This window comes from uncultured Roseobacter sp., assembly GCF_947491795.1.
Taxonomy (GTDB): Bacteria; Pseudomonadota; Alphaproteobacteria; order Rhodobacterales; family Rhodobacteraceae; genus Roseobacter.
This window is the reverse complement of sequence record NZ_CANLKW010000002.1, coordinates 159,091-171,581: the sequence shown is the minus strand read 5'-3', so window position 1 is coordinate 171,581 and position 12,491 is coordinate 159,091. Positions and strand designations below refer to the sequence as shown.

Annotated in this window: 12 protein-coding genes; 7 read left to right on the top strand and 5 right to left on the bottom strand. The window is 59.1% G+C overall.

All coding sequences use genetic code 11. The annotated features are described in order from the left end of the window. Positions 1 to 17: 17 nt before the first annotated feature. The 4 genes from Q1A34_RS07625 to Q1A34_RS07610 all read left to right on the top strand — a co-directional run bounded on the left by Q1A34_RS07625 (position 18) and on the right by Q1A34_RS07610 (position 6,148). Complete coding sequence (locus tag Q1A34_RS07625) at positions 18 to 1,346, top strand: amidase (RefSeq protein WP_300032669.1); 1,329 nt, start codon at positions 18 to 20, stop codon at positions 1,344 to 1,346. A 108-nt stretch (positions 1,347 to 1,454) separates the two neighbouring features. Continuing rightward, the gene (locus Q1A34_RS07620) at positions 1,455 to 2,639 is read left to right on the top strand and encodes an aminotransferase class I/II-fold pyridoxal phosphate-dependent enzyme (RefSeq protein WP_300032667.1); all 1,185 of its coding nucleotides are present in this window, start codon (positions 1,455 to 1,457) and stop codon (positions 2,637 to 2,639) included. Between the two features lie 19 nt (positions 2,640 to 2,658). Continuing rightward, on the top strand, positions 2,659 to 5,442 hold the full coding sequence (locus tag Q1A34_RS07615; RefSeq protein WP_300032665.1) for a DNA translocase FtsK: 2,784 nt from the start codon (positions 2,659 to 2,661) through the stop codon (positions 5,440 to 5,442). A gap of 100 nt (positions 5,443 to 5,542) precedes the next feature. Next, positions 5,543 to 6,148 carry an outer membrane lipoprotein carrier protein LolA gene (locus Q1A34_RS07610; protein ID WP_300032663.1) on the top strand — a complete coding sequence of 202 codons (606 nt, stop codon included), beginning with the start codon at positions 5,543 to 5,545 and terminating at the stop codon, positions 6,146 to 6,148. 4 nt (positions 6,149 to 6,152) lie between these two features. Here Q1A34_RS07610 and Q1A34_RS07605 read toward each other — a convergent pair whose 3' ends face one another. Beyond that, positions 6,153 to 6,740 carry a lytic transglycosylase gene (locus Q1A34_RS07605; protein ID WP_300032661.1) on the bottom strand — a complete coding sequence of 196 codons (588 nt, stop codon included), beginning with the start codon at positions 6,738 to 6,740 and terminating at the stop codon, positions 6,153 to 6,155. A 73-nt stretch (positions 6,741 to 6,813) separates the two neighbouring features. After that, positions 6,814 to 7,695, bottom strand: coding sequence for an AEC family transporter (locus Q1A34_RS07600; RefSeq protein ID WP_300032659.1), 882 nt, complete (start codon positions 7,693 to 7,695; stop codon positions 6,814 to 6,816). Between the two features lie 84 nt (positions 7,696 to 7,779). Between Q1A34_RS07600 and hspQ the strand changes: the two genes are divergently transcribed. Continuing rightward, on the top strand, positions 7,780 to 8,106 hold the full coding sequence (hspQ, locus tag Q1A34_RS07595) for a heat shock protein HspQ (protein WP_300032657.1): 327 nt from the start codon (positions 7,780 to 7,782) through the stop codon (positions 8,104 to 8,106). A gap of 9 nt (positions 8,107 to 8,115) precedes the next feature. Here the strand turns inward: hspQ and Q1A34_RS07590 are convergent, their stop codons facing one another. From Q1A34_RS07590 to Q1A34_RS07580, 3 genes are all read right to left on the bottom strand, one after another. Then, the gene (locus tag Q1A34_RS07590; RefSeq protein ID WP_300032655.1) at positions 8,116 to 9,693 is read right to left on the bottom strand and encodes a gamma-glutamyltransferase family protein; all 1,578 of its coding nucleotides are present in this window, start codon (positions 9,691 to 9,693) and stop codon (positions 8,116 to 8,118) included. Between the two features lie 261 nt (positions 9,694 to 9,954). Continuing rightward, entirely contained in the window at positions 9,955 to 10,404 is a 450-nt protein-coding gene (locus tag Q1A34_RS07585) for an ATP-binding protein (RefSeq protein WP_300032654.1), read from the bottom strand. Positions 10,405 to 10,429: 25 nt separating this feature from the next. Beyond that, positions 10,430 to 10,768 carry an STAS domain-containing protein gene (locus Q1A34_RS07580; RefSeq protein WP_300032653.1) on the bottom strand — a complete coding sequence of 113 codons (339 nt, stop codon included), beginning with the start codon at positions 10,766 to 10,768 and terminating at the stop codon, positions 10,430 to 10,432. 85 nt (positions 10,769 to 10,853) lie between these two features. Between Q1A34_RS07580 and Q1A34_RS07575 the strand changes: the two genes are divergently transcribed. Both Q1A34_RS07575 and Q1A34_RS07570 read left to right on the top strand, forming a co-directional pair. Next, complete coding sequence (locus Q1A34_RS07575) at positions 10,854 to 12,026, top strand: acetyl-CoA C-acyltransferase (RefSeq protein WP_300032652.1); 1,173 nt, start codon at positions 10,854 to 10,856, stop codon at positions 12,024 to 12,026. Then, a complete protein-coding gene (locus Q1A34_RS07570; protein WP_300032651.1) occupies positions 12,026 to 12,490 on the top strand; it encodes a GAF domain-containing protein in 465 nt (154 codons plus the stop codon). Before Q1A34_RS07575 ends, Q1A34_RS07570 begins: the two co-directional genes overlap by 1 nt. Position 12,491: the final 1 nt, after the last annotated feature.

The following is a 12,491-nucleotide window of genomic DNA, read 5'->3' as shown; positions in this document are numbered from 1 at the left end:
GTACCGGGGGTTCTGACATGCAGGAATGGCTGAAAATGACCGCAACCGCGCTGGGGCGTGGTATCGGGTCGGGCGAGATCGACCCGCGGGTGCTGACCCGGACTTACCTCGATGCCATCGACGCACACCCCCAGCGTGACCGTATATATGCGCGCGTGACCGCAGACCGGGCAGAGGCCGAAGCCGCCGCAGCAGCAGAACGCGCGCGTCTGGGCCAGCGCCGGTCCATGCTGGATGGCGTTCCGATCAGTTGGAAGGACCTGTTTGATACTGCCGGAACGGGCACAGAAGCAGGCTCGCTGTTGCTGCAGGGCCGCGTCCCGGAAAGGGATGCGCAGGTGCTGGCAAACGCAACCGCAGCAGGTCTGGTCTGTCTGGGAAAGACCCACATGAGCGAGCTTGCGTTTTCAGGTCTCGGGTACAATCCAAGTACGGCAACCCCGCCCTGTGTAAACGATCCTGGCGCGGTACCAGGTGGTTCTTCATCCGGCGCTGCCGCATCGGTGGCATTTGATCTGGCCGCAGCTGGCATAGGGTCGGACACCGGCGGCTCTGTACGTATCCCTTCTGCCTGGAACGATCTGGTGGGTCTCAAGACCACAGCCGGGCGCCTCAGCCTGGAGGGGGTTGTACCGCTGGCGCTCAGGTTCGACACGGTGGGGCCTCTGTGCCGTTCGGTCGAGGACAGTGCCCACCTGCTGGCAGCCCTGGAGGGCGGCAGGCCAGCCGATCTGACGGGTGCCACGCTCGCGGGCAAGCGGTTTGCAGTTCTGGAAACAGTTGCAATGGATGACGTGCGGGATGTTCCGCTCAGCGCCTTTCAGGAAACGGTTGTCAAACTGGGCAACGCGGGCGCGCAGATCAGCCGTATCCACATACCGGAAATCTCTGACGCGATGGCGCTTACGACATGTCTTTACACGTGCGAGGCTTATGGGCTCTGGCGCGATGTGATCGAAGCCAACCCGGAGGCCATGTACGCTGAGATACTGGAAAGATTCCGTCTGGGGCGTAACCATTCCGGCCCGGACTATGTCGCGGCCTGGGCTGCACTGGAGGCGGCCCGCATGGCCTATGACAAGACCACTGCTGGATTTGATGCCGTGATCCTGCCCACTGCTCCTATCCTGCCGCCAAATCTGGAGCGTCTGAATACGGATCATGACTACTATGTGACCGAAAACCTCCTGTCGCTGCGCAATACACGCATCGGGAACCTCATGGGGCTCTGCGCGCTGAGCCTTCCAACCGGCACACCGGGGTGTGGTCTGATGCTGATGGGCGCCCCGGATCAGGAGGAGGCGTTGCTGCGCACCGGGGTCGCGGCAGAGGCCGCTCTGGCCTAAAAGCCACAAATTGTGATTTAGCTGCGCGTTTTTCTGGACGCAGGCCAGTGCCTTAGGTACTTTGGGGGAAACGGGACGCGAATGATCCCGACCTGAGGCAGTTTTATAATGGTGTACCCCGAGCGGTTTTCGAACCTTCCGGCTCATGCGTGGCCGCGTCTGCGCGCTCTTTTAGACGTGCATGAAGGTGGCGGCACGCCGGTTCATATGACAATTGGTGAGCCGAAACACCCGTTTCCAGCCTGGGTGACCGACAAGATCGTCGAGAATGCCGCCGGATTTAACAGCTATCCTCCGAATGATGCGGCACCGGCACTGAAAACAGCCATCTGTGGTTTTGTGCAGCGGCGCTATGGCGTCCCGCTTGATCCTGAAAGCAACGTTATGGCGCTAAACGGGACACGGGAAGGGCTCTACAATGCGGTCATGGCGCTGTGCCCCGAGACCAAGGCAGGCGGGAAACCCGCAATCCTGATGCCAAACCCATTCTATCAGGTCTACATGATTGCGTCCCTGTCCGTGGCGGCAGATCCGATCATGGTGCCTGCGACAGCCGAAAATGGCCATCTGCCGGATTACAGGAGCCTTCCGGAAGAAGTTTTGAACCGGACTACGGCTGCGTTTATCTGCTCACCTGCAAATCCGCAGGGGGCAGTCGCCAGCGAAGCGTACTGGCGCGATCTGATCGAGCTGGCCGAGCAGTACGATTTCCGCGTTTTTGCCGATGAATGCTATTCCGAGATTTACCGTGGCCAGGCACCTGTGGGTGCGCTGCAGGTGGCGCACGAAATGGGCGCAGACCCGGAACGTGTGGTGATATTCCACTCGCTCTCGAAGCGTTCAAACCTGCCAGGTCTCCGCTCCGGATTTGTTGCAAGCGGCGGGAAGAACATAAAAGAAATCAAGCAGCTGAGAAACTATGCCGGCTCACCTTTGCCTTTGCCGGTGCAGATGGCGTCCGCAGCGGTCTGGGACGACGAGGAACACGTCGTGGAAAACCGGGCGATGTATGTCGAAAAGTACGAAGTTGCAGACCGCATTCTGGGCAATGTCCCCGGTTACACCAGCCCGGAGGCCGGGTTTTTCCTGTGGCTGCCGGTCAGAAACGATGAAGAAGCAGCGGTAAAGCTGTGGTGCGAAACAGGCGTGCGGGTTCTGCCCGGCGGGTACCTAGCGCAGGACTGGAACGGGGTGAACCCCGGACAGGGGTATATCAGGGCCGCAATGGTGGCTCCAAAAGCGGAAACGGCGCGCGGGATCGAACTGATCCGCGATTGCCTCTATCCGCAATAAAGCACGAGGGATCAGAGCTATGGCATATCAGACAAAAGGGCGCGATCCGCTTCTGGACAGCAACATGGCCCAGGCGATGGAAAAACGGGGCAGGGAGCTTTTCGGGCTTGTTCTGATTGCTCTGGGGCTGATGGCCTGCGCGATGATCGCCTCTTACACGCCGGATGATCCAAACTGGATGGTCTCCACCGATGCGCAGACTCAAAACTGGATGGGCCGGACCGGGGCGTCGATAGCGGCACCGCTGTTCATGATTGTCGGCTGGGGTTCCTGGGGTCTGGGGATCGTTCTGCTCGCCTGGGGGCTGCGTTTCGCCCTGCATACCGGCGCTGAACGGGCCGTGGGCCGTCTGATTTTTGCACCGATCGCCATCGCTGCGGGCTCGATTTATGCTGCAACCCTGACGCCTGCGGGCAACTGGCTCGACACGCACAGCTTTGGTCTGGGCGGTCTCTTTGGCGATACGGTCATGGGGGCATTGCTGACGCTGCTGCCCATCGGATCGGTTGTGACGGTCAAACTGATGTCTTTCCTAATGGCGCTGGGTATTCTGGCACTGGGCGCATTTGTTCTGGGCTTTACCCGGGATGAGCTGAAGCGGATCGGGCGCTTTCTGCTGCTGGGGCTGATTATGGTCTATGCTGGCATCAGGGCTCTGCTGGGAATGAGTGCCAGCAGCACCATCAATGCAGCCCAGCTTGTATCTGCCCGTGCGGCCGACCGTCGTGCGCGTGCACGCGAAGCTGCTGAACAGGCGACTGAAATTGCGCCTCCCCCGGCAAAACCTGCATTCCGTGAGCCGGAAATCAGCAAACCAGGTATCTTTTCCAAAATGCCGGGTCTTGTGCGGCGCTCTGATGTGATGCCCGAACAGGAACTGGTGGATGCCGGAGACTTTACCGACGACGTGGACGCCCCTGGCGAAGATCGGATCAAGGCCCGTATCGCTGATGTGATCAAATCACGTGTCAGGTCCGGAACCGCCGTGCATACGCCAACGACGGCACCGCTGACCAGAGGCCGCGGACGCGGGCCCGACCCGCTGGTTCTGGACACCACCGGTCTGCGGGCCGAGCCGCCGCTGACGAGTGGTGGAAATGCCGTGCCGCCCGCACCGGTGTTTGACGAAGACATTGCAGAATTCACCGAAGAGCCACCCCTTCAGACACCTGAAATCCCGGTTGCAGAGCCGCGCCGCGTTGTGCAGCAGCCTGCGCGCAAACCTGTCCAGCCCTCCCGCCGGGCACAGGCAGAGGCGCAGCCGGCTCTGTCGTTTGATGAAACGCACCCCGGTTTTGAGCTGCCACCACTCAACCTGCTGGAAAACCCCGTTGAAGTTCCCCGTCTGCATCTGAGCGAAGAAGCGCTGGAAGAAAATGCCCGCATGCTTGAATCTGTGCTGGATGACTATGGGGTGAAGGGCGAGATTGTTGCGGTGCGCCCCGGCCCTGTTGTCACAATGTACGAACTGGAGCCTGCACCGGGTTTGAAGGCCAGCCGTGTAATCGGTCTGGCGGATGACATCGCGCGATCAATGGCCGCCCTTTCGGCGCGCGTCTCTACTGTGCCCGGGCGGTCCGTGATCGGCATTGAGCTGCCCAATGAGAGCCGCGAGAAAGTTGTCCTGCGCGAAATCCTGTCGGCACGCGATTTCGGCGACAGCAATCAGCGGCTGCCACTGGCCCTGGGCAAGGACATTGGCGGTGACCCTGTCGTGGCCAACCTGGCCAAAATGCCCCACCTGCTGATTGCCGGTACAACGGGTTCGGGTAAATCGGTTGCGATCAACACGATGATCCTTTCGCTTCTCTACAAGCTCACGCCTGAAGAGTGCCGCATGATCATGATCGACCCCAAAATGCTGGAACTCAGCGTTTATGACGGTATTCCGCATCTGCTCAGCCCTGTTGTAACAGATCCCAAAAAAGCGGTTGTTGCGCTGAAATGGGTCGTGGGCGAAATGGAAGAGCGGTACCGCAAGATGTCCAAAATGGGCGTGCGGAACATCGAAGGTTTCAACGGTCGCGTCCGTGAAGCGCTCTCAAAGGGCGAGATGTTCAGCCGGACAGTTCAGACCGGATTTGATGAGGACACCGGCGAGCCTGTGTTCGAGACGGAAGAAAACACACCCGAAACGCTGCCCTATATCGTCGTCATTGTGGATGAGATGGCCGATCTGATGATGGTCGCGGGCAAGGAAATCGAAGCCTGCATTCAGCGTCTGGCACAGATGGCGCGTGCCTCGGGCATTCACCTGATCATGGCGACGCAGCGCCCGTCGGTGGACGTGATCACCGGTACGATCAAAGCCAACTTCCCCACGCGGATTTCTTTCCAGGTCACCTCGAAAATCGACAGCCGTACCATTCTGGGCGAGATGGGTGCCGAGCAGCTGCTGGGCATGGGCGACATGCTTTACATGGCGGGCGGGGCCAAGATCACCCGGTGTCACGGTCCTTTTGTCTCGGATGAGGAAGTTGAGGAGATCGTAAACCACCTCAAAGCCTATGGAGAGCCGGACTACATCAAAGGCGTTGTCGAAGGGCCGTCTGAAGATGCGGAAAGCAACATCGATGCCGTTCTGGGCCTTGGCGGAAACACAGACGGCGAGGATGCGCTTTATGACACGGCGGTCCAGGTCGTCATCAAGGACCGCAAGTGTTCCACAAGCTACATTCAGCGCAAACTGGCCATCGGGTATAACAAGGCCGCGCGCCTTGTAGAGCAGATGGAAGAGCAGGGTCTGGTATCGCCGGCCAATCACGTGGGCAAACGTGAGATTCTCGTACCTGAACAGGGCTGAAATCAGGGAACTTTTCCGCTTATGCCGGTGTTTGCTATCGCATAACACCGGCCTGCGCCCTAGATGATATTGCAGGCAACGACGCAGTGAGGTGCTTGTGATGAAGGTGATCAGACGAAGTGTTCTTGGGTTTGTACTGGCCTTTGCCGCGCTGGGACCTGCGCAGGCGGATCAGCTGTCGCTGAACGCGATTTCCAACTATCTGAACGCACTGAAAACGGCTCAGGGCAGTTTCACACAGATCAACGACGACGGATCGCTGAGCACGGGGCAGTTGTATATCCGACGACCGGGCCGAATGCGGTTTGAATACAACCCGCCTGAACAGGCGCTGGTGATCGCCGAGGCAAACGCAGTAGTCATTATTGATAAGAAATCGAACCTGCCGCCGGAAAGCTATCCGCTGCGCCGCACGCCGCTGTCACTGATCCTCGCGCGGAACATCAATCTTGCTCAGGCGCGCATGGTAACTGACCACAGTTTTGACGGGACAGCCACGGTGGTGACGGCCCAGGATCCGGACAATCCGGAGTATGGCAACATCCAGATGAGTTTTACCGACAATCCGGTCCAGTTGCGCCAGTGGACTGTCAACGACGCCAACGGCGGCACGACCACGGTTATTCTGGGAGAGTTCGAGACAGGAATATCCCTGTCATCCAGCCTGTTTGACGCGGGCCGCGCCCTGAAAGAGCGCGACCGCTGATCCGTCAGCGCGCAGCCCGGCAACCGGCAAGCTGTGCCTGATAGGTGTCCGCACGCGCATCAACCCTGCCGGCCACATTCAGCAGCCAGGATTTGCGGTTGTAAGACCCCCGTGCATAGCCTGTATGCCCTTCGTGATACGCCAGATACTGGTTGCGCGTGTCATAGAGCGGAATACCGTTCCGTTCACGACTGATGTTCATGTACCAGCCCATAAAGTCGCTGGCGTCTTTGATCCGGTCCCGTCGCGCAAAGCGTTTTCCCGTCGCGCGCTGGTAATCTTTCCACGTGCCGTCAAGTGCCTGGGCATATCCATAGGCGCTGGACTGGCGGCCCACCGGTATGACGCCCAGGGCATATCTGTGCGGTGTGCGCGCATTCGCGACGAACCGGCTTTCCTGGTGGATGGTGGCCATCTGGACGTGCACGGGCACACCCCATTTGCGTTCCGTTGCACGGAAAGCTTTCATGTACTGCGGGCGCTCCTGAACCAGCCGGCACGCGTTGTCCAGATTACGCGGTGCCGAGGACTGGCCACCTCCACAGGAAGCAACCAGCAATACCAGTCCTAATGCGCGAAGAGTTCTGCTCATCTGCCTCTCGCTTTTTATATATTTTTATTGAGTCGACTGTACCCGAAAACCCTGCTCAGGGAAATCCTGTTTTCTATAACAAAAAAGCCAGCAAAACAGGCAGCGATGCAACCGACATGAGCGTTGAGGCGACAACGAGACCGGCCACTTCCTCGGCTTTGGCCCCGTATTTTTCCGCCAGCATATAGGATGTCACGGCAACCGGAGTTGCCACCTGCAGCACCAGAACGCCAAAGGCTACAGGCCCGAGATCAAACCAGCTGGCGGCCGCCCACGCAACGCCCGTGCACAGGGCCAGTTTCACGGCACTCAGGGCAACGGCCCGCACCATGCCACCGGCCTTCAGCCGTGCGACTGCCACGCCGAGCGTTATCAGCATGAGCGGAATGCCAATCTGCCCGATGAGGTTCAGCGTATTGGTCAGAAAAACAGGCGTCTGCCAGCCCTGCCACATGAAAAGCAGGCCCAGAACTGTCCCACCGAACAGGGGCTCACGCAGGATTTTCAGGAGTGATCCCTGGCCCGCGACCATCCAGATACCAAAGGTGAAGTTCCAGATCAGCATGACCGCGAACACAATAATCGCATAGCTCAACCCTTCGGCGCCAAAGGCGAAAAGAGCCAGCGGCAGACCCAGATTGCCGGTGTTGCCAAAGATCAGCGGGCTTGTGTACGTCCGGTGTTCGATCCGCAAAAGGGCGACCAGTGCCAGAACAACAACAGTCAGAATGCCATAGGCAACCGCCGAGGCCAGAGAGAGCGCTGTCAGAGCGGCGACGTCAATCTTTGTTTCCATAAGCGAAACAAAGATCAGGCAGGGCAGGGAAAGGGACATTGCGAGCTGCGTTACAAACTGCAGCCTGTACTCCAGACCACACTTTACCCAGGCGTAGCCAACGGCCGCCAACAGAAAGACGGGAGCTACAATTTCGAGCACTGTCAGCGCAAGGTTCACAATCTGTTTCCCGAAATTGACGTCCTGTAAATGGACAATTAGCTATTGAACCGTTTACTAACGGACGATAGGCCCTGCAATGTTATGATCAGAACACGCGCGAAATATCACCTTGGACAGATTGTCCGGCACCGGAAGCATCCCTTCCGGGGCGTGATCTTTGACGTGGATCCTGAATTTGCCAATACCGATGAATGGTATGAAGCCATTCCCGAAGACAGCCGCCCTGCCAAAGAACAGCCGTTTTACCATCTGCTGGCCGAGAATGAGCAGAGCTATTACGTGGCTTATGTCTCGGAACAGAACCTTGTGGCGGATTATTCCGGGGAGCCTGTGGACCACCCGGATATCCCTGACCTCTTTGGTCCGTTCCAGAACGGCGCCTATCCGCTGCACTTTCAGATGAACTGACACGCGCGTTCAGTAGCCCAAGGCGCATCCGTCTTTGCGCGGGTCACTGGCACCTTCCAGTACACCATCGTCGCGGAGAAGAATGGCCTGAGCGCCACCGATTGCTGTGTCGGGGATGCTGACGTTGTGACCCATATCTGACAGTTCCTGGCGCACTGTATCGCTGTAACCACGCTCAACCTTCATATCACCCTGATCCGAGAACGACCGCGGCGCGTCGATCGCAGCCTGCGGATCCATCCCGAAATCGGCCAGATTGCTGGCAAAGCGCGCATGGCCGTTCGGCTGGTATGCACCGCCCATCACCCCAAACGGCATGATTACACGCCCGTTTTTGCGCACCATTCCGGGAATAATGGTATGAAGCGGGCGTTTGCCCCCTTTCATTTCGTTGGGGTGGCCTTCTTCAAGGGTAAAGCCGGCCCCGCGGTTTTGCAGCAGAATGCCGAATTTGTCGGACGCAATCCCGGACCCGAACCCGTTGAAAATGGAATAGATGAGGGACACAGACATGCCGTCGCGGTCGACCACGGTGATGTAAATCGTGTCTTTGTGAACGGTTTCGCTGATCGTCGTGGCCGATGCCATTGCCTGTCTGGGGTTGATCAGAGCAGCAAGGTTTTTTGCGGTGTCCATGCTGAGCATATGATCCAGCCGCGTCATGTGATCTGCATCCGCCAGAAAGCGGTTGCGGGTATCATAAGCAAGCTTTGCGGCTTCGGCCTCGATATGCGTGCGCTGCGTGCCCAGAGCGTCCATCGCCGCGATATCGAACTGCGACAGGATATTCATCATCAGGATCGCGGTTGCACCATGGCCATTCGGCGGATGCTCGACGACTTCGAGATCTCCATATGTGCCGGAGAGAGGAGTCGTCGGCGTGCAGGCGACAGCCGCAAAGTCATCCAGCGTATGTGTACCGCCAAGCGCCTGCAGCGCGGTCACCATGTCTTCTGCAACTTCGCCTGTGTAAAAAGCGTCGCGCCCGTCCTTGGCGATGGCACGCAGAACCTTTGCCTGGCCTGGGGCAGCAAAAAGCTCGCCGCCTTTGGGCACGGAGCCGTTGATCAGATAGCAGTCCCGGGCCTTGCCCTGCAGCACCCAGGCGTCGCGTGACCAGTCAAATGCAACGCGGTCGGCAACAGGAATTCCCGCTTCGGCGTAGCGGATCGCCGGTTCCAGCAGATCGGCGAGCCCCAGTTTTCCGTGGTTTTCGGCAAGATGGCAGAATGCATCAATGGCTCCGGGGATCGTCACAGCATGTGCGCTGTTTACAGGTACTTTGGACTCTCCCGCCGCTCTGAGAAGTGCAGCATCCGCACCGGCTGGTGCACGCCCTGATCCGTTGAGCGCCTGGATTTCGCTCTCCGGGCCGTCTGACCACAGAACAAAGCAGTCGCCACCTATTCCGGTCATCTGAGGTTCGCAGATGCCCAGAAGTACGGCAGCAGAAACGGCCGCGTCCATTGCATTGCCGCCGCGTTCCAGAATATTCACTGCAACTTTCGCAGCCAGAGGATGAGAAGTTGCGCACATTCCATTTGTTGCAAGAACAGGGGATCGCCCTGGAAAATGAAAGTCGCGCATGGGAAATCCTCTTTGTGTCCGGCTCACGGCACATTAGTGCGCGCTGGCGAGATGTCCACGGAACAAAGAGTTGATCTGGGGGAGAAGTCCTCGACGCCGCGCACTGGGTGGGGGCTATTAGACGCGGCGCCGAGGGAAGCTATTTGCAGCTACAAGAACAGGTATGCCCGCCGATCAAGGCCGCATTATGATGCTCGTATGTTCGTTTGGGGACTCTTTGCGAAAAAAATAAGGCCTGGTGCCACAGGACTTAATCCGCGTTTACCCTGTCATGCCGACAGGCAGGCGCATTGTCAGACGATTCTGGTGACTGTTGCGGGCATAGTGCACGTCCTTGGCGAGGTCCTGAATAAGGAACCAGCCAAATCCGCCTTCGGGCAGATCATCCAGAGCGACATCCACAGAAACGGGCTCGCCCAGAGGCAGCTTGCCATCGGGCATCGCAAGCCCGGCATCGGTAATGCTCACATGCAGACCGTCTGCCTTGTGCGCGCACCGGATATCGATCGGGCCGGGTTTTGTCGCGTCGGGATAGGCATGTTCCACAATGTTGTTGAGGACTTCTGCCATGACGAGTTCAACGGTGCCGGTTTCCTCAACCTCAAGACTGATCGGGCTGAGTGCCGCGATGAACCTGCCAAGGGCCTCCCTGACAGCCAGCTCACCGCTGGTGATCGATAGTTCAAAAGGGGGCAGGAGTGCCGGGGCCATTCGCTCCGTCCTTTTCGTAAGTCCGTCAGCCGCGCAATTCGGCCAGTGCACCGTCAAGCGTAGGGAAAACACTGAAAACGGAGTCCATCCGCGTCAGCTGGAAAACACGCTGAACAGTTGGTGTCAGACCCGCCAGAGCGAGCTTGCGATCCGCGCCCATGTTCTTCATGGCGGCAACGATGGCACCCAGCCCGCTGGAATCGATAAACTCCACATTGCTGAGGTCCAGTACAACCAGATCCGGCCCGCCGTCGGTTTCCGAACGCATCGCGTCCTTGAATTCAAGAGCCACTGATGCATCAATACGTGAATCCTGCACGGATACGATGCGCAACTGCTCTTCTGTTTTGGTCGAGAGTTCCATAAATTAGTCCTCGAAGAGGGTTAACCCGCCGGACGTTAGCCGCGAAAGTTTACGAAACCCTTTAGGTTTCTCAGGAGGATATGTGATGCGCGACGTGGTCATAGCCGGTGCTGCCCGGACGCCGATGGGTGGATTTCAGGGGGCACTATCAGTTCTTTCTGCAGCGGAGCTTGGCGGCAGTGCCATTTCGGCAGCCCTGACACAGTCGGGCGTCGAAACAGTGGACGAGGTCCTGATGGGGTGCGTTCTGCCCGCAGGCCAGGGGCAGGCGCCGGCCCGCCAGGCGGGGTTTCACGCAGGTCTGGGCGAGGACGTCCCGGCAACCACGCTGAACAAGATGTGCGGCTCGGGTATGAAAGCGGCCATGATGGCCTTTGACCAGATCGCGCTGGGGCAGGCAGAAACCATGATCGCCGGTGGCATGGAGAGCATGACCAACGCCCCGTATTTATTGCCAAAAATGCGGGAGGGCGCGCGGCTGGGCCACGGGCAGGTCGTGGATCATATGTTCCTTGACGGGTTGGAGGACGCCTATGACAAGGGCCGGTTGATGGGCACGTTTGCCGAGGACTGTGCAGAGGCCTTCCAGTTTACGCGCGCGGTCCAGGATGACTATGCGCTGGCCTCTCTCGCGCGCGCGCAGGCAGCGATTGAAACGGGTGCATTTGACGGTGAAGTTGTGCCCGTGAACGCCCCGGGTCGCAAAGGAGCCGTGACGGTTGCCGCCGATGAACAGCCGGGGACGGCCCGGCCCGAGAAAATCCCCCATCTGAAACCGGCCTTTCGCGACGGGGGCACGGTGACGGCGGCCAATGCGTCGTCCATTTCGGATGGTGCTGCGGCCCTTGTTCTGGCTTCTGCCGAAGTGGCCGGCACGCGGAACCTGAACGTCCGTGCGCGGATCTGCGGGCATGCCAGTCATGCGCAGGCGCCCGGTCTTTTTACGACGGCCCCGGTACCTGCGGCGCAAAAGCTGCTGGCGCGGATCGGCTGGGACAAAGACAGTGTGGATCTGTGGGAGGTGAACGAGGCCTTTGCTGTCGTACCGCTGGCTTTCATGCGTGAAATGCAGATCGACCACAGCATCGTCAATGTGAACGGGGGCGCCTGTGCGCTGGGCCATCCGATCGGTGCCTCGGGTGCCCGGATCATTGTCACCCTGTTGAATGCATTGGAAAAACGTGGGCTGAAACGCGGCGTCGCGGCGATCTGTATTGGTGGCGGCGAGGGCACGGCCATCGCGGTTGAGCGTGTCTGATGCGGGCCCTTTCTGCCGATTATGAAGCCCTGGCCAGAACCATCGCGTCACTGACCGAGGATGAGACAGATACCATCGCGCTGATGGCTACCATGGCCTGCGAAGTACACCATTCGGATGACCGGTTTGACTGGACGGGGTTCTACCGTGTCACTGAACCCGGGCTGCTGAAAATCGGCCCCTACCAGGGCGGTCATGGCTGTCTGGTCATCCCGTTTGACCGGGGGGTCTGCGGTGCCGCGGCGCGCACGGGCGAGGTGCAGCTGGTTGCGGATGTGGATGCTTTTCCCGGACATATTGCCTGTGCCAGTTCCACACGGTCAGAGCTGGTTTTGCCGGTGCGCAACGGTGCAGGAGAGGTCATCGCGGTCTTTGATATCGACAGCGATCAGCCGGATGCTTTCACGCCCGCCGATGCCACCGGACTGACGCGGATTCTGACGTCGGTGTTCGCCCGGCAGTGAA